The following is a 17249-nucleotide window of genomic DNA, read 5'->3' on the forward strand; positions in this document are numbered from 1 at the left end:
CGGATGGGTTGGCCGGGGCGTATCGGTCCGAGGCGGGTACGGCGGCGCGGCTGCCGAGGGAGGTGTCCGCGCCGCGCGTGCTGTTCACGCTCGAGGACGACGGGTGGTTCGCGGTCGCGTTCGAGGACCTGGACGGGCGACATCCGCGGTTCGCCCAGCCCGACGAGTTGGCGGCCGCACTGCGCACGGTCGAACGACTGGCGACCATCCTGACGCCGTGCCCGATCCCAGACGCGCCCACCCTCGACCTCGACCCGATCCTGGCCACGCACCCCGTCACCCGCGACGTCGACCCCACCACAGCTCAACGTCGTACCTGGCGAGCTCTACTCGCATGCTCAACAGCTCAACGACCTCGGCGGGCGGCTCAGGTCGATCGCCGACGCTGCGCGCACGACCACCGAATCGGCGGATCCGAGCCAAGCGTTCGGTGTGCTGGCCGACCCGATCGGATGGTTGCTGAAGGCGCAGATCCACGAACCCACCGTCGGGAAGATCTACCAGGTCGGCGACGCCGCCGGTGTCATGGGTGTTCGCGTACAAACCTGCGCGCAGGTCTACGAGACGGTCGACGTCACCGCGCGGACGGATCGTGAGGCCGAGGAGCTGTGATGATGGAGTTCGAAGTGCTCGGCGTCGAAGTCGATCTGAACCCGGATGTCGACTACGAAGGCAACTCCGCTGGTCGGCTCACCGGATTCACCCCGGCCGAGGCCCTCGTCCAGATCTCGCACGGTTTCGATTCGGACAGCATCTTCAACATCTTCTCCGGGGTCGCCGCGCTGGGTATCGACATGCTGGGTGCTGTGACCGATCCGATCGAGCGTGAGGCACTCCATCATCCGCTCGCCGGCGGCCCGTGCCGCGACCCACGCCGCCAGGGGCAGCACGGCGCCACCGAGGAGCATGGGGACCACCATGGACTGTGTGAGGTTGCGGCCGGCGAAGACGATGATCAACGCTATGCCGACGACGACCTGCGCGTACGCCGTGGCGAGCACGATTCCCCAGCGTGTCCAGTCGTCATAGGTGCGGCGACGGAGTCGCACCAGCGCCACCGCACCCGGAAGCGCCGCGCCGCCCAGGCAGATCAGCATCGGGAGAAAGCCGGCCGCACTCACGGACGATGCCCGCCGCTCGGCGGACAGCCGGTGGTCAGCGTACCCACCGGCCGTCGCCACTCGGAGCGGCACGTGTCCGGTACGTTCAGCCCACCCGCACACCCGTCACGACGCCGAGTCCGGTGTTCGGGTAGCCGCCGACGCAGGGGGCCGTGAGTCCTTCGAACGGGTTGCCGAGTCCCCCCGGTGACCCTCCTACTCCACAACCTCCACTCGGTCACCCGGCCACAGGTACTCGTAGAACGCCTTGGCGCCCTCGTGCGTCATGCGGACGCAGCCGTGCGATTCCTTTTCGATGGGGCCGACGTGGAAGGCGATGTCGCCGTTGAAGAAGGTGGCGTAGGGCATGGGCGCGTTGTGCATGGTGCTCCAGTGGAACTCGCGCTTGAACGACACCTTGAACACGCCGGGCGGGGTCTCGTAACCGCGCATACCGTGCGAGATCGGGGTGGGGCCGTAGGCGACCTTGCCGTTGTCCATCAGCCAGGCCTCGTTGGTGGACAGGCGCATGCAGGCGCGCGCCTCGGTGGAGCAGGGGGCGACCGGCACCGGTGGCGGGATGATTGCCGGAACACCCGGGATGTCGGGTCCGCCCGGCCACAGTGGTTCGGCCTGCGCGGTCGCCGTCATGGCGAACACGGCCGATGCGATACCGGCGAGCACCGCGAAGCGGGCCGCCCAGTGACGTGAACGAGTGCTGCTCATTACGTTCCTGACCTCTCTACCGGGCCGCCGACGTCGGTGTCGGCGGTAGGCTGGATGGAACCGTCGCGAGGTGAACATGATCATCGCGGACCCGGTCCGCAGCGGTCAACGGTGCGCGATACACGCGTAACCGATCCGTTGCCAGACACCGATCCGTCACCTCCCTACGGTCTCGTCGCGCCCGCGAACCCCGGTTCGGGCAGGGGCTTGCGGCGGAAGGACACGTGCCGGTGGCCGAAGAAGCTGACCACCGCCACCAGCGCCATCACCACGACGGCCGACGGAATGCTCGGCAACCCGAGCACCGAGACGGCCGCTTGGAGCAGCACCATGTTCAGCAGCAGTCCGCCGGAGTTCACAGCCACGAAGGCGCAGAAATCGCGGACCACGTGCCCGCGCACCCGGAACACCAGGGTCCGGTGCAGCACGAAGGCCACCACGATGCTGATCGCGTAGGCCGCGGCGGGTGCGGCGGCCGCGGCGATCCGGTCGCCGAACACCGCCAGCCAGAAGACGGTCAGCGCGATCCCGAGCACCGTGTTGAATCCGCCGACCACGGCGAACGCGATTTCCTGCCGGCGCACCACGCGCAGCAGCGGGCCCGGATCGGCGGTCACGGTCATCGCGCACCTACCAGCTCGGCCGGGGTGGGCGGCGCGGGCGCGGGCTCGTCCGGGTCACGTTCACGGCGGTACAGCCAGTGCAGTGCCGCGACGCCGGCCACGCCGAGCAGGGCCGCCGCGCCCCCGATCTTCCAGCCCGGCGGGCGCCACGAGAGTACGAGTTCGGCCTCGGTGTCGGCCGGAATGTCCACGGCGACAAAGGTTCGCGCGACGGTGTCGAACGGGATCTCGCGTCCGTCGAGCGTCACGCGGTAGCCGGGCCAGCCGAGGCGAGCGAACACGACGCGGCCGCCCGAATCCGAGCTGACGCGCACGCGACTGGTGGTGTCGGACTCGGCGAGCGACGTCGCCCTGACGCCCTCGGCCACCGCGATCCGCCCGTTGACGGTGGAGACGGGACCGTCGAGGCGCTCGAGCACCGCGATGTAGCGCTCGTGGCCGGGGTAGTCGACCCACCGCCAACCGGCCGGGGGTTCCTGGCCGCGCGCGTCCGGGTACAGGGCCGTGTGCAGGACCACGCGGTCGATCTTCATGAGGTCGACGATCGTCTTGCCGGTGGAGGGCTCGACGGCGAACGCGCGCCGGTAGGCGTCGGGGCAAGCACTGACATCCCAACGCATGCAGAGGAGTTCGCCGAAGTAGAAGTGCCCGTTTGGTGTGTATCCGCCGACGTAGTCGAGGCCGAGATTCTTGGCGTAGTTGCCGAAAACCAAAGAGCCGTAAGCCCCTTCGGCGGCGCGTTCGCCGGGCGGGATCAGCGCGCGGTCGGCCAATTGCAGTGTGTTGCCGGGGAAGTCGGGGAAGGCGGCCTTCATCTCGGAACGCTTCTCGGGCAGGTTCCAGCCCAGCGGCGTCGGTTGCGCGGCCGCTACCTGGAGGTAGGCGATCGGCGCGACGGTGGCGACGACGAAACCGCACGCCGCCGTGCCGCCACGGTTGCGCGTCAGCCAGACAGTCACCACACCGAGTGCACCCACCGCGAGCGCGGCCACGACATGCCAGGCGAATTCGCTCGGCGCCGCGGAAATCGAACGCACCCACAGCACTCCGATCAGGGCGGCCGCGACGAGTCCGCGCGTGCGCGCGTTCTCCACCGTCGCGCACCGGCCGAGCAGCACGCACACCAGCACCAGCAGGCCCAGCGCCACCATCGGCAGCACCCGCCCCGGCCAGCGCAGTGGACCGATCGCACCGGGACCGGCCGCCCACATCAGCGCCACCGCCGCGAACACGATCGGGCCGGTGAGCTCGCGCACCATGCCCTTCGCGCGCTCCCAGTCGATGAACGCCAGCGCGGGGATCAGGAACCACGCGATATAGACCACGGGCATCGGCTGCACGTACCCCCACCAGGAAGTGAAGGCGGGCAGGGTGCTCGGCAGGCTCGCGTTGAGCGACTCCGACCACGGCACCGTGAGCAGCGGCTCGTTATTGATCTGCGCGGTGCCGCGCCAGGTCGACTTGGCCGACAGCGCGCTCGGCAGATAGGTCGCCAACCCGGCCAGCGCGGCGCACGCCGACACCGCGAGCAGCCGCAGCGACGGCCGCCACACCCGCTGGTAGACGACCTCGCCGATCACCACGGCGGCGATCATCAGCCCGGCCTCCACGGCGGGGAACACGTACTGCACCGAGATCGTGAGGTACAGGAAGACGAACACCGGGATCGGCCCGCCGCGCCCGCGCGCGTACCGGACGCCCGACGCCCACGCGTGGGTGAGCCAAGCGGTGCCGGTGAACGCCGTCATCCAGCTGGCCTCGTCGAAGAAGAGCAGCCAGCCGCTGAACGGCAGCGCCACACCGGCGACCGCCGCCCAGGGCGCGCGCGAACCGTAGGCGAGGCAGATGCGGAAGACGCCGAGGCCCAGGATGATCGCGAACAGCAGTTTGACGACCGTGGCGTAGAGCGCGAGGTTGTCGACCGAGGGGGCGATGAGGTCGATGAGCAGTTGCGGCGGGTTCAGCAGGCCGGCTTCCTCGATGGCGTAGTTACCGGCCAGCCAGTGTTCGGGCACCAGGACGGGGAACTCGCCCGCGCGCAGTCGCTCGCCCATCATGACCCACAGCGGCGCGTACTGGGATTCGGTGTCGTCGGCGTAGAAATGCCGGGCGTTGGCGAGCAGGACCGCGACGTATCCCGTGACGACCCCGAGCGCGGTGACGATGCCCCATCCGACTGTCCCGGGCGTTGCCCGAGTTGTGCTGTCCGCCACGAGTCCCAGACATTAACAGGCGATGTGTGATCCGTGACACGGAAGCGACACGCGCGCAGCTATCGTTGGGCGTACGCGACTTCCCCACGAGTGAGGGCGACCATGCGCACACGGTTCGAATTCGACCTGCATTCCCTCGCGACGCCGGCGCAGATCCTCGAGCTGTTCACGGACTTCTCCGCGAACCGCCCGCGCCGCTGGCCCGCCCTCTCGTCCCGGCACTACCGGGTGTACGACGTCGGCGAAACCACCGCCGACGTGCAGGAAGGTCAGGATTTCCCACCCATCTCGGCGCGCTGGGTCTACGACTGGTCCACGCCGGGCCTGATCCGGATGCACGTCGTGGACAGCGCGCATCTCGCGCCGGGCAGCCTCCACGAACTCACCATCCGTCCCGCGGACGACGGCGGCAGCGACATCCACGGGCTCTGGGACAACACCGCGATCCACCCCTCGGCGCGTCTCGGCGTGGGGATGATGCGGCTGATGGGGCCGAAGTTCTTCACGACGTACTACCGGCGGGTGTTCGACGGGCTCGCGAAAGAGGGGTGAGGGACGCGCACCGGAACGACGTCTGGTGGTGCCGATATCCCCGTGCGGGTAGGTCACCGAATCGCGCCGGGCCGCATGGTTGCACCGGCCGGACAAGCGGTGATTCCGCCGCAACGATGCGAGACCGGGGTGCACGCCCGGGGATACGTGTGAGTACGCCGCCACAGCCCCGCTCGCCCGAAGCGATCGGGCGCCCCCGATCGACGGCGGTATCCCGCACGAGGAGTGGCCACTCCCGGAGTGCGCGACGCAACGGCCTTGTTTCGGGGCGCCGCGGCTCGCGGTGTCCCGCCGCCGGTGCCAGAAGGGTGAACTCGCGCGGCAGGGGTCGCCCACTGTGCGTCACGAAGTGGGCTCGGCGCCGCCGTCGCGACGTGCGCGAACCTGCGCAGTGGGCACGCCGTGGGTCGGGGCGCTGTCGCTACAGCGCACACTCACGCGCTGGGCGCGCCCGAGAGTCAGGGGGCGGCCGCGAGGGCGGACGGGACGGTCGACAGGGCGGTGCGGAGGAGGGTGGCGTAGCGGTCGAGGTCGGGGAGGTCGGCGTGGAGGGAGAGGGTGACGGTGTCGCCGAGGCCGTGGACGCCGTGGGTGAGGTGCATGACCGAGCCGAGGGCGGGGAAACCGGCGGTGAAGAGCACCGGGCCGCCGAAGGCGAGGTCGGCGGGGCCGCGGTGGACGCTGGAGACGACCGTGTGGCCGGCGAGCGCGTCGGGGACCACGTCGAGCGGGTAGCGGGCGACGTCGCGGCGCAGGATGGGCGCCGGCGTGCAGGTGGTGACGCGGTCCTGCGCGGCCAGCAGCGGGTGGCGGGCGCGGCGGCGGCGCTGGTCGAGATCGTCGGCGATGCGACGGGCTCGCGCGCGCAGATCGGGCTCGTCGGCGAAGAGGTCGATGCCCAGGCTGCGATAGTTGTTGCGCGCCCGCGCTTTCCCGTCCAACGCCATCGGCACCTGAGCGCCGAGCCGCTGCTCCCCCGCAAGGTATTCCGACAACGCGACGGACACGGCGGTGAGCACCACCACGGTCACCGTGTAGTCGGGCACCCGCAACTCCCCCGCCTGGCACACGATCATGCGCACCCGGTGCCGCGAAACCTCCCCGTCGCCAACCAGATTCACCGCCGACGGCGCGAAACCACCACCGGCAGCGGGAACTTCCCCCGCCTCCGTCAACGCGGCGAGCTCCCGCTGCGCCCGAAACGCCCCCACCCCGAACACCACGGTCCCCACCATCCGAAAGGGAAACTCCGCCAATCCCCGAACCGCATCAACCACCGCACCGACCCGCTCCGGCGAGGGAACAGCACCGAACCACGAGCGCGCGGGTCCCCCCGACTTACCCGGGGGCACAGAGGCTTCCACAGCATCGACCTCAGTCCCCTGCGGCAGGTCCGTGAAGAGGGCGCGGGCGAGCGTGGCGGCGTGACGGCCGTCGGCCAGGGCGTGTGACATCTGGAGGACGGCGACGGTGACGGGGCCGGAGGAGGTGGGGGCCCCGGTGACGGCGCGAAAGACGTGCAGGCGCCACGGGCGGTGGGTGGCGTCGACGCCCGTGGCGAGGAGGGTGCCGAGGGCGGATTCCACAGCAGGCCAAGTGCACTCGGGCAGATGGTGCTCGAAGAACTGGTCGTCGGCGAAGGCGCACGGCACCCACGACGGGTACGACAGATCGCGCGGGACTTCGCGCAGCCGCACGCTCAGATCGGGGACGAGCGCCGCCCGAGCCGCCACCCTCGCGCGCAGTTCTTCGCTCGGCACGCCGGTGTCGGTGAAGCAGTACAGGAGGAACAGGTCGTTGCGCGTGCGACCCGACAGCCAGAACATCGTCGCATCCTGCGGCGCCACCGAACCCACGGTCACGACCCTAGTCGGCGCCGTCGCGCGAAACGCACCGCACGCACGCGAAGGCCCCGAGTCGAGACGACCCGGGGCCCGTGCTGACAGTTCGGCGCGCCGCTCAGGCGGGACCGAACTCCCCCGCAGATACGCCGGTTAGGAAGGCGTCCCATGCGCGCGGCGTGAACGCGAGAACGGGGCCCTCGCCCCGCGCCTTGGTGTCACGGACCGCTACATCGCCGTCGCCGAGAAACGCCACTTCCACGCAGTTCCCGTCGGGGCCGCTGTATGTGCTCTTACGCCACACAGCGCCCGTCAGATCAACTTCCACGGCACTAGCTCCTTCGCTGCGTCGAGAACGAGATTTTCCCACTGAGAACGTTCCAACCAGCATCGGCATTCGACATCGAACACGGATGCTCCAGATGCGCCTGGTGGTAGCGCGCAACCGCCGCGGTGTCCGGCCTCCGCAGTGCGGTTCGAGGTGAATTCACCTGGCGGGTCACCCCGCGAAGTGAACCCTAGCAGGTTCCCGGGAGAATTTGCCGGTCTCTTGCCAGCCCAGCCCCCGCATTTGCCAATGTTGCGAAGTTTTGCGCGTTGCGGAAACATAGCCGGTCGATGAGCAATCGCCGAATTGCCGCGCGCGGCAAACACGGACCACCCGCGTGATTGATCCGTGATCCGTCAAACGAATCGGAGTACCCCTCCGGTGATGACGCGGAACCTCTCCACCGTGGATCATGGAACCTATGCTCGAACGCCCACGCGACGAGGCAGGTCGCGCCCGCAACGCCCGCCCACGGGACCGCTTCGGCCGCCCGCTCCCGCACGGCGCCGCCGGCGTGCCGCGAATTCCGGACGATCTGGACCTGCCGCCCCAGCAAACCTTGGACCTCGCCCAGCAACTTCTGGACGACGGTTTGGCTTTCAATGCACATGAGGTATTAGAGGCGGCGTGGAAGAACGGGCCGTTCGCCGAAAGGATGCTGTGGCAGGGTCTCGCGCAATATGCGGTGGGTCTGACACACATCCAGCGCGGAAATCACAAGGGCGCGCGGACGCTGCTCACCCGCGCCGTCGGCCGTCTGCGCGCCTACGCGCCCGAAGATTGCCGCAATTTCGACAATAGTCATGACGAGCGAGCCGACAGCGCGCCCGGACTGCCCTACGGCATCGACGGACCGGGGCTCATCGCGCACGCGGAATCCCTGCTCGCCGCGCTCGACGACGGCGCCGACATCACCGAGGCCCGGCTGCGTCCGCGCCTGCGCGCCTGACCGGCCTACCATGGCAGCCGTGCCGGACGACGCTGCCGATCCGACGCCCGCGGGCCGCTACGCGCCGAGCCCGTCGGGCGATCTGCACCTGGGCAATCTGCGAACGGCACTGCTGGCATGGCTGTTCGCGCGATCCACGGGCCGGCGGTTCCTGCTGCGCATCGATGATCTGGACCGCGTGCGGCCCGGCGCGCAGGAGCGCCAGCTCGCCGACCTCGCCGCCCTCGGCCTGGACTGGGACGGACCGGTCGTGCGGCAATCCGGACGCCTGCCCCGCTACGACGCCGCCATCGAGCGATTGACCGCCGCCGGACGCACCTACGAGTGTTATTGCACGAGAAGGGAAATCCAGCAGGCCGCCACCGCACCGCACGGCCCGATGGGCGCCTACCCCGGCACCTGCCGCGACCTCACCGAGGCCGCGCGGGCGCGCAAACGCGCCGAGGGCCGGCCTGCCGCGCTGCGCCTGCGCGCCGACGTGCACGAGTTCACCGTCCACGACCAACTGCACGGCGACTACCGCGGCCCCGTCGACGACGTGGTGCTGCGCCGCGGCGACGGCATCCCCGCCTACAACCTGGCCGTGGTGGTGGACGACGCCGAACAGGGCGTCGACCAAGTGGTGCGCGGCGACGATCTGCTCCCCTCCACCCCGCGCCAGGCCTACCTCGCGACGCTGCTCGGGCTCCCGGTCCCGCACTACGCGCACGTACCGCTCGTCCTCAACGAGGAGGGCAAGCGCCTGGCCAAGCGCGACGGCGCGGTGACGCTGGCCGACCGGCGCGCCCTGGGCAACACGCCCGAACAGGTCCTGGCACTGCTCGCCGGCTCGCTCGGGCTCGCCGGGAACACCCCGTCGCAGGTCCTCGCGCGTTTCGATCCCGCGCTGCTGCCGGGGCAACCGTGGATCGTATCGCCGGACAGGTTGTTGCAACCGTCCGGATGTCCGTAACGTACCGTTCGACACCAGATCACCCGATCACGAGGATTAGACATGACCAGCGGTGGGTACGACCCCAACCAGTATCCGCAGGGCGGGCAGCCGTACGGCGGCAAGCCCGAGTACGGGCAGCAGCCCCCGCAAGACCCGTACGGCCAGCAGCCGTACGGGCAGCCGCAGCAGCCGGGTTACGGGCAGCAGCCCGGATACGGTCAGCAGCAGCCGTACGGACAGCAGCAGCCGTACCCGCAGGACCCCTACGGCCAGCAGCAGCCGTACGGGCAGCCGCCGTACGGCGGTGGTTTCGGTGGGCCGCAGCCGGGCGATCTATGGACCCGATTCGCGGCTCGGCTGATCGACAGCCTCATCGTCGGCATCCCGTTCCAGGTCGTCAGCGTCTTCATCGGCAGCACCCTCATCAGCATCCTGCTCGCCGCCCTGTCGGCTTTGGCGTTGCTGGGCTACTTCGTGCTGATGGAGACCAGCCAGGGGGCCACCCTCGGCAAGAGGATCCTCGGCCTGCGGGTCGTCGCTCCCGGCGGTGCGGCCAAGATCGATCCCGTCACCTCGCTCAAGCGCAACATCTTCCTTGCCGCCAATGTCGTGTACTGCGTGGGCAATCTGGTCGCGCTCGGTCTGATGATCTACATCGCCGTCACCATCGAGCAGGACCCGAACAAGCAGGGCTGGCACGACAAGTTCGCCGGCGGCACCCAGGTCGTCAAGGGCTGACACCCGCGACCCGCTGAACACGAAAAGGGGCGTTCCCATCGCAAGATGGGAACGCCCCTGATTCGTCGTCGGGCGGTCGACTACCAGCCCGCGATCGCGCCGGTGATGATCAGCGCCCAGTACAGGATGCCGAGCACGATGCCTGCGACGCCGACCCACACACCGGCCTGCGCCATGCCCTTGCCCTCTTCGTTGCCGTGCTGCTTCATCTGGTTCAGCGCGACGACGCCGAGCACCAGGCCGATCAGGCTGGGGACGAAGAAGGCGCAGCAGCCGAGCAGACCGATGATCGAGGTGACCATCGCGCCGATCGCCAGCCCGTTGGAGCTTTGCCGCGGCGCGTAGCCGTACGGCTGATAGCCCTGGGGATAACCGTAGGCGGGCGGCTGTGGATAACCGCCCGGCGCCGGACCCGGCGGGGGCTGCTGGTAGTTCGGGTACTCCGGCTGCGACGGCTGCTGGGGATACTGCGGCGCCGAGGGGTATCCGGACGGGTCCTGGGTGGGGTACTGCGGCGTGGAGCCCTGGCCAGGGGAGCCCGGCGTGACGCCCTCGCCGCCGTACTGCTTCCACCACTCGTCGGAATCACCCGCGTTCTTCATGGGTACAGCGTAGACGGGCGGGTCGGCCCAGTCCGGTGTCGATTTCGCGGGCGCGCGAGCCGCCCGGGCGCCGTGGTGCGGCCGCGACGCCCGGCTCGGGGCCCGGACCTGGGAAGATGTAGCCCGTGAGTGATCTCAAGAAAAACGAAGAACTCGACGGGCCTGGGCGCCCCGCGCCGGACCAGGTGGCATTCGCCCAGGTCGCGCGGGGGTATTACACACCGATCGTCGCGCTGTTCACCGCGACGCTGATCATTTCGAACATCTGCGCCACCAAGGGCGTGGAGTTCTTCGGCGACCAGTCGGTGACGCTGGGTCCGCTACAGATCCTGCCGATCGTCACCGACGGCGCGTTCTTCCTGTTCCCCCTGGCCTACATCCTGGGCGATGTGCTCAGCGAGGTGTACGGCTTCCGCGCCACCCGGCGCGCCATCTACTACGGTTTCGCCGCGCTGCTGCTGACGGTGCTGTGCTTCGCCGTGGTGCTCGCGCTGCCGCCCGCCGGGTTCTACGAGAACCAGGCTGCGCTGGAGAGCGTCGTCGGCCCGGTGCCGCGGCTGGTGATCGCCGGTCTCGCCGGATATCTGGTGGGCCAGCTGCTGAATTCGGCCACTTTGGTGATGATCAAGGAGCGCACCAAGGAAAAGCACCTGTGGGCCAGGCTGATCGGCTCCACCGTGGTCGGCGAGTTCGCCGACACCCTCATCTTCTGCTCCATCGCCGCCGGCGCCATCGGCATCCAAACCTGGCAGCAGTTCGTGAACTACGTGGTCATCGGCTTCCTGTGGAAGACGCTGGTGGAAATCGTGGTCATGCCGATCACCTACCGCGTGATCGCGCTGTTGAAGAAACATGAACCCGGCTACGCGCCGGTGCGGTCGGGAGCGCTGCGCTCCTGAGTTCCGGGCGTCCCGGTGCGTGCGGTCGCGCACCGGGACGTCGAAAGGCGTCCACAGGTTCGGGCTGCAACTCGGGACGGCTGTGGACAATTCGGCTGCGCGCGTTCGGCCGCGGTCGTGCTCCGAAGTTGTCCACAGGCGTCCACATTCGGGATGAGCACGCCACGGGGTCGGTCGGCCTTCACACGACGGTCGGTACCGCAGTCGTTCAGCAGTCCGGTCCCCACGTCTCGCAACGCCCGGAGCGCGGGCGGCGTGCAGGGCGGGGCGATCGTATTGCGGTGAGAGCCTCAGTGGCACAAGGTCGCGTGACCTCGCGGCACGTTCGCATGCGAGAGGGGACGACTCACGAGCTACGCGTGCGAGAACCCCAGCGGCCCAGCGTTTCCGCCTTGAACTCGTCGTAGTACCCGCCGTCGATGCTCTCGCGGATACGGTCGACAAGGCGCACCGTGAAGCGTTCGTTGTGGATGGTGCAGAGTGTGGCGGCCAGCATCTCCTTGGCCTTGAACAGGTGATGGAGGTAGGCGCGGGTGTAGTGGGCGCAGGTGTAGCAGTCGCAGTCGGCGTCGATCGGGGTGAAGTCGCGGCGGAAGCGGCTGGTGTTGATATTGAAGCGGCCGTCGGGGACGTAGATGGCGGCGTTGCGCGCGACGCGGGAGGGGTTCACGCAGTCGAAGGTGTCGGCGCCGTTCTCCACCGCGGCGAAGAAGTCCTCCGGCTCGCTGATGCCCAGCATGTGCCGGGGTTTGGCCTCGGGCAGCTCGTCGCAACACCAGCCGACGATGGCGCCGAGGTTGTGCTTCTCCAGCGCCCCGCCGATGCCGTAGCCGTCGAATTCCGTTCCCTCGGCGCCCCGTAACTCCTCGAGCTCGCGACATGCCTTGCGGCGCAGGTCTTCGTACTGCGCGCCCTGGATCACCGCGAACAGCGCCTGGTACGGGCGGTGCGCGCGGGCGGTGGTGAGGCGCTCGTGCTCGTCGAGGCAGCGCTGCGCCCACTCGTGCGTACGGCGCAGCGATTCCTCTTGGTAGCCACGGGTGTTCATGAGCGTGGTGAGTTCGTCGAACGCGAACATGATGTCGGCGCCCAGCTGGTGCTGGATGCCCATCGAAACCTCCGGCGTGAAGCGGTGTTTCGAGCCGTCCAGGTGCGAACGGAAGGTGACGCCGTCGTCGTCCACGGTGGCCAGGCGCTCCTTGCCCTTGGCGATCACGTCGTCGCTGCGCACGTCCACCGACTCCATGGCGAGGACCTTCTTGAACCCGACGCCCAGCGACATCACCTGGAAGCCGCCGCTGTCGGTGAAGGTGGGCCCACGCCAGTTCATGAACGCGCCCAGCCCGCCCGCCTCGTCCACGATGTCGGCGCCCGGCTGCAGATACAGGTGGTAGGCGTTGGCCAGCAGCGCTTGGGCGCCGAGCTCCTTCATGGTCTCCGGCAGCACCGCCTTGACGGTCGCCTTGGTACCGACCGGGATGAACGCGGGCGTCGCGATCTCGCCGTGCGGCGTGCGGATCACCCCGGTCCGCCCGTGCCGCCCGTCCAACCGGGTTCCGACGGTGAAGGAGAAATCTGCCGAGGCTGCCACGCGCCCCATCCTCTCAGGGGCGACGCGCGCCCCCGCCCACCCCTCCCCGCCTCCGGTCGAGTGGTAACACCCGGCGCGATCATCCGCTCGGACTCGGCGAGCCCCCGGTACGGTCCGGCCCCGCCCGCACCTACCCGCCGTTGCGTTGCCCGACCAGATCCGAGGGCGTCGCGTAGCACGACGACCCAGGCACCGTCACCACCCGGTCCGGAACCCCCGGCACGAGCGCAAGCGGCGGGCACCGCGACGCGCCGGTGCCGAGCCGACCGAACTCCCGCCACCGGGCCGCCGGTCCAGCGAACGGTCCGCCGACATTCACGCCCCCTGATACCACCGGAGGTGCCGCGAAACCGGGACGGCGATTCAGCCCCTCAGGCGTCGGCGGCTGCCGCCGCGAACTGCGCGCTGTACAGGCGGTAGTACGCGCCGCGTTCGTCGAGCAGGCGTTCGTGGGTGCCGTGTTCGACAATGCGGCCCGCCTCCATGACCACGATCAGGTCGGCGTCGCGGATGGTGGACAGGCGGTGGGCGATCACGAAGCTGGTGCGGTCCTTGCGCAGGGCGGCGGTGGCGTGCTGCACCAGCAGTTCGGTGCGGGTGTCCACCGAACTGGTCGCCTCGTCCAGGATCAGGATGGACGGCTTGGCCAGGAACGCGCGCGCGATCGTGATGAGCTGCTTCTCGCCCGCGCTGACGCCCGACCCCTCCTCGTCGATGAGGGTGTCGTACCCGTGGGGCAGCGCGTGCACGAACCGGTCCACGTACGCGGCGCGGGCGGCGGCGAGGATGTCGTCCTCGGAGGCGTTCGGATCGCCGTAGGCGATGTTCTCGCGGATGGTGCCGCGGAACAGCCAGGTGTCCTGCAACACCATGCCGATCCGCGAGCGCAGGTGGTCGCGCGACATCTCGGTGATGTCCACGTCGTCGATGGTGATGGTGCCCGCGTCCAGTTCGTAGAACCGCATGAGCAGGTTCACCAGCGTGGTCTTGCCCGCACCGGTCGGCCCGACGATCGCCACCACGTGGCCCGGCTCGGCGACCAGCGAGAGCCGCTCGATCACCGGCTTGTCGGGCTCGTAGCGGAACGACACCGCCTCGAACTCGACCCGCCCGCGATCCACCGGACGGATATCGGCCTGCACCGGATCGGGGCTCTGCTCCTCGGCGTCGAGGATCTCGAAGATCCGCTCGGCCGAGGCCACGCCCGACTGCATGAGGTTCACCATCGACCCGATCTGGGTCAGCGGCTGGCTGAACTGGCGCGAGTACTGGATGAACGCCTGCACCTCGCCCAGCGAGATGTGCCCCGTCGCCACCCGCAGGCCGCCGACCAGCGCCACCAGCACGAAGTTCACGTTTCCCAGGAACATGATCGCGGGCATGATCAGCCCGGAGATGAACTGCGCCTTGAAACTGGCCTGGTAGAGCGCCTCGTTGCGTTTGTCGAACTCCGCGGCCACCTCACGGCCGCGCCCGAACGCGGTCACTACCTCGTGGCCGGTGTAGGCCTCCTCGACCTGCGCGTTGACCTGGCCGGTGTACTTCCACTGGTCCACGAAATGCGGTTTGGAGCGCTTGGCGATCTGCGCGGTGACGATGATCGCCCCCGGCACGGTGAGCAGCGCGATCAACGCCAGCAGCGGCGAGATCCAGAACATCATGATCAGGATGCCGAGCACCGAGAACACCGAGACGATGAGCTGGCTCATGGTCTGCTGCAGGCTCTGGGAGACGTTGTCCACGTCGTTGGTGACGCGGCTGAGCACATCGCCGCGGGCCTGGGTGTCGAAGTAGCGCAACGGCAGCCGGTGGATCTTCTCCTCCACCTCGGCGCGCAGCCGCTTCACGGTGCGGTTGATGACGATATTGAGCAGGAAACCCTGCAACCAGCCGAACACCGACGCGCCGATGTAGAGCGCCAGCACCACCAGCAGCACCCGGCCCACCGCGCCGAAATCGACGCCGACGCCGGGGATCACGTCCATCGCGTTCAACATGTCGGCGAGGGTGTCGTTGCCGCTCGCGCGCAACTGCTCGACGGCCTGGTCCTTGGACATGCCGCTCATCGCATCGAGGTTGCGCCCGACCACGCCGTCGAACACGAGGTTGGTGGCCTTGCCCAGCAGGTAGGGCCCGAGCACGTTGAGCACCACGGACACGATGGCGAAGCCGACGATGCACCACACGTAGACCCGCTCCGGGGCGAGCCTGCGCAGCAACCGTTTCAGGGACGGTCCGAAGGACTTCGGCTTGGCGTCGGGCGATCCCGGGTTCGGCATGGCCGAGGTCATCGAGCCTCCTGCGTCCTGCGGGAGTTCCCGCACCCCGTCGGCACGACGAGCGCTGCGCCATGATGTCTCATCGAGCCTCCTCCACACTCAGCTGGGACTCGACGATCTCCCGGTACTCCGGACAGTCGCGCAGCAATTGCTCATGGGTGCCGATGCCGGCCATCGCGCCGTCCTCGAGCACCACGATCTGGTCGGCGTCGCGGATGGTGGCCACGCGCTGGGCCACGATGATCACCGACGCGTCGCGGGTCTCGGGGCGCAGCGCCTCGCGCAGGCGGGCGTCCGTGGCCACGTCCAGCGCCGAGAACGAGTCGTCGAACAGATAGACGCGCGGCTTGCGGACCAGCGCCCGCGCGATGGCCAGGCGCTGGCGCTGCCCGCCCGAGACGGTGGTGCCGCCCTGGGCGATGGTGGTCTCCAACCCGTCGGGCATCTCGCGCACGAAGTCGGCGGCCTGGGCGATCTCGAGGCAGCGCCACAGTTCCTCGTCGGTGGCGTCGGGATCGCCGTAGCGCAGGTTGCTCGCGACCGTGCCGGAGAACAGGTACGCCTTCTGCGGCACCAGCCCGATGCCGCGGCGCAGCTGTTCGAGGTCGAGGTGGCGCACGTCGGTGCCGCCGACCAGCACCGAACCGTCGGTCACGTCGATGAGTCTCGGGATCAGATCGAGCAGCGTGGTCTTGCCCGCGCCAGTGGAGCCGACGATCGCGGTGGTGGTGCCCGGCGTGACCCGGAACCGGATCCCGGACAACACCGGCTTCTCCGCGCCCGGATAGGCGAATTCGGCGAAGGCGAACTCCACCTCGCCCGGATCACCCGCGTAGGGCTGGGGCAGGACCGGCGGACGCACCGACGGCTCGGTCTCGAGCACCTCGCCGATCCGGTCGGCCGAGACCGACGCCCGCGGCGCCATCATGGCCAGGAACGAGGCCATCATGACCGCCATCAGGATCTGCATGATGTAGGAGAGCATCGCGGTGAGCGAGCCGATCTGCATCCGGCCGTCGTCGATCAGGTGGCCGCCGAACCAGATCACCGCCACCGCGGTGACATTGCTGATCAGCATGACGGTGGGGAACATCAGCGCCATCAGCCGCCCGACGCGCAGCGCCGTCTCGGTGAGCTCGGAATTGGCCACCCCGAAGCGCCAGATCTCCTGGCGCTCGCGCACGAACGCCCGCACCACCCGGATGCCGGTGATCTGCTCGCGCAGCACCCGGTTGACCGCGTCGATCCGCCGCTGCATCTCCCGGAAACCCGGCACCATCCTGGCGACGATGAACGACATGGACAGGCCCAGCGCGGGCACCGCGACCAGCAGCACCCAGGACAGGCCCAGGTCCTCGCGCAGCGCCATGATCACCCCGCCCACGCACATGATCGGCGCCATCACCAGGATGGTCGCCGACATCACGATCAGCAGCTGTACCTGCTGGATGTCGTTGGTGTTGCGGGTGATCAGCGAGGGCGCGCCGAACAGGCCGACCTCGCGGGCGGAGAACTCACCGACCCGGTGCACCAGCGCGCCGCGCAGGTCGCGGCCCGCGCCCATCGCCGCTCGCGCGCCCAGATACACCGAGAACGCGGAGGCGACGATCTGCACGCCGGTGACCGCGAGCATCCACAGGCCGGTGGTCCAGATGTAGCCGATATCGCCCTGGGTGACGCCGTTGTCGATGAGATCGGCGTTGAGGCTGGGCAGGTAGAGCATGGCGATGACGGCGATCAGCTGCAGCGCCACGACCCCCGCCAGCTGGGCGCGGTAGGGGCGCAGGAAGGTGCTGAGCAGACGGATCAACATGATGCTGGCAGGCTACCGGCAAAGATCGACGGTCGCCGTCGAGTTTGTACGCCGCATGATT

16 protein-coding genes are annotated in these 17249 nt (G+C 69.0%); 6 read left to right on the plus strand and 10 right to left on the minus strand.

Going from position 1 to position 17249, the window contains the following annotated elements; genetic code table 11:
* Positions 1-432 precede the first annotated feature (432 nt).
* Positions 433-612, plus strand: coding sequence for a hypothetical protein (locus tag DFR74_RS30500; protein ID WP_067507854.1), 180 nt, complete (start codon positions 433-435; stop codon positions 610-612).
* Here the strand turns inward: DFR74_RS30500 and DFR74_RS30505 are convergent.
* The 4 genes from DFR74_RS30505 to DFR74_RS30520 form a co-directional block, all read right to left on the minus strand.
* On the minus strand, positions 558-1121 hold the full coding sequence (locus DFR74_RS30505) for a hypothetical protein (RefSeq protein ID WP_170160826.1): 564 nt from the start codon (positions 1119-1121) through the stop codon (positions 558-560). The genes DFR74_RS30500 and DFR74_RS30505 overlap by 55 nt on opposite strands.
* 195 nt (positions 1122-1316) lie before the next feature.
* The gene (locus tag DFR74_RS30510) at positions 1317-1826 is read right to left on the minus strand and encodes a L,D-transpeptidase (protein WP_067507859.1); all 510 of its coding nucleotides are present in this window, start codon (positions 1824-1826) and stop codon (positions 1317-1319) included.
* A gap of 164 nt (positions 1827-1990) precedes the next feature.
* Positions 1991-2449, minus strand: coding sequence for a GtrA family protein (locus tag DFR74_RS30515; protein ID WP_067507861.1), 459 nt, complete (start codon positions 2447-2449; stop codon positions 1991-1993).
* Complete coding sequence (locus DFR74_RS30520) at positions 2446-4662, minus strand: hypothetical protein (protein ID WP_067507863.1); 2217 nt, start codon at positions 4660-4662, stop codon at positions 2446-2448. Before DFR74_RS30520 ends, DFR74_RS30515 begins: the two co-directional genes overlap by 4 nt.
* Before the next feature lie 102 nt (positions 4663-4764).
* Between DFR74_RS30520 and DFR74_RS30525 the strand changes: the two genes are divergently transcribed.
* On the plus strand, positions 4765-5214 hold the full coding sequence (locus DFR74_RS30525) for a hypothetical protein (RefSeq protein ID WP_195126142.1): 450 nt from the start codon (positions 4765-4767) through the stop codon (positions 5212-5214).
* A gap of 458 nt (positions 5215-5672) precedes the next feature.
* Here DFR74_RS30525 and DFR74_RS30530 read toward each other — a convergent pair whose 3' ends face one another.
* A complete protein-coding gene (locus DFR74_RS30530; protein WP_067507865.1) occupies positions 5673-7076 on the minus strand; it encodes a wax ester/triacylglycerol synthase domain-containing protein in 1404 nt (467 codons plus the stop codon).
* A gap of 97 nt (positions 7077-7173) precedes the next feature.
* Positions 7174-7383 carry a DUF397 domain-containing protein gene (locus DFR74_RS30535; protein ID WP_113975365.1) on the minus strand — a complete coding sequence of 70 codons (210 nt, stop codon included), beginning with the start codon at positions 7381-7383 and terminating at the stop codon, positions 7174-7176.
* A 421-nt stretch (positions 7384-7804) separates the two neighbouring features.
* Between DFR74_RS30535 and DFR74_RS30540 the strand changes: the two genes are divergently transcribed.
* The 3 genes from DFR74_RS30540 to DFR74_RS30550 are packed head-to-tail and all read left to right on the plus strand — an operon-like array spanning position 7805 to position 10004.
* Positions 7805-8332, plus strand: a complete 528-nt coding sequence (locus DFR74_RS30540) for a DUF309 domain-containing protein (protein ID WP_067507867.1) — start codon at positions 7805-7807, stop codon at positions 8330-8332.
* A gap of 19 nt (positions 8333-8351) precedes the next feature.
* Positions 8352-9284 (plus strand): tRNA glutamyl-Q(34) synthetase GluQRS, encoded by a 933-nt coding sequence (gluQRS, locus tag DFR74_RS30545; RefSeq protein WP_232331716.1) that lies wholly within the window; start codon positions 8352-8354, stop codon positions 9282-9284.
* A 42-nt stretch (positions 9285-9326) separates the two neighbouring features.
* The gene (locus DFR74_RS30550; RefSeq protein ID WP_067507870.1) at positions 9327-10004 is read left to right on the plus strand and encodes an RDD family protein; all 678 of its coding nucleotides are present in this window, start codon (positions 9327-9329) and stop codon (positions 10002-10004) included.
* Between the two features lie 80 nt (positions 10005-10084).
* Here DFR74_RS30550 and DFR74_RS30555 read toward each other — a convergent pair whose 3' ends face one another.
* The gene (locus DFR74_RS30555; RefSeq protein WP_067507872.1) at positions 10085-10606 is read right to left on the minus strand and encodes a DUF4190 domain-containing protein; all 522 of its coding nucleotides are present in this window, start codon (positions 10604-10606) and stop codon (positions 10085-10087) included.
* A gap of 185 nt (positions 10607-10791) precedes the next feature.
* On the opposite strand from DFR74_RS30555, the gene DFR74_RS30560 reads away from it, so the two are divergent.
* Complete coding sequence (locus DFR74_RS30560; RefSeq protein WP_067507874.1) at positions 10792-11505, plus strand: queuosine precursor transporter; 714 nt, start codon at positions 10792-10794, stop codon at positions 11503-11505.
* A gap of 346 nt (positions 11506-11851) precedes the next feature.
* On the opposite strand, the gene tgt is transcribed toward DFR74_RS30560, so the two are convergent.
* The 3 genes from tgt to DFR74_RS30575 all read right to left on the minus strand — a co-directional run bounded on the left by tgt (position 11852) and on the right by DFR74_RS30575 (position 17188).
* The gene (gene tgt / locus DFR74_RS30565; RefSeq protein WP_407675166.1) at positions 11852-13096 is read right to left on the minus strand and encodes a tRNA guanosine(34) transglycosylase Tgt; all 1245 of its coding nucleotides are present in this window, start codon (positions 13094-13096) and stop codon (positions 11852-11854) included.
* A 371-nt stretch (positions 13097-13467) separates the two neighbouring features.
* Positions 13468-15387 (minus strand): ABC transporter ATP-binding protein, encoded by a 1920-nt coding sequence (locus DFR74_RS30570; protein ID WP_067507877.1) that lies wholly within the window; start codon positions 15385-15387, stop codon positions 13468-13470.
* Between the two features lie 67 nt (positions 15388-15454).
* Positions 15455-17188: an ABC transporter ATP-binding protein gene (locus tag DFR74_RS30575; protein WP_067507879.1), complete on the minus strand. Its 1734-nt coding sequence runs from the start codon at positions 17186-17188 to the stop codon at positions 15455-15457.
* Between the last annotated feature and the right edge of the window lie 61 nt (positions 17189-17249).

The sequence above is a fragment of the Nocardia puris genome (genome assembly GCF_003315035.1).
Classification (GTDB): Bacteria; Actinomycetota; Actinomycetes; order Mycobacteriales; family Mycobacteriaceae; genus Nocardia; species Nocardia puris.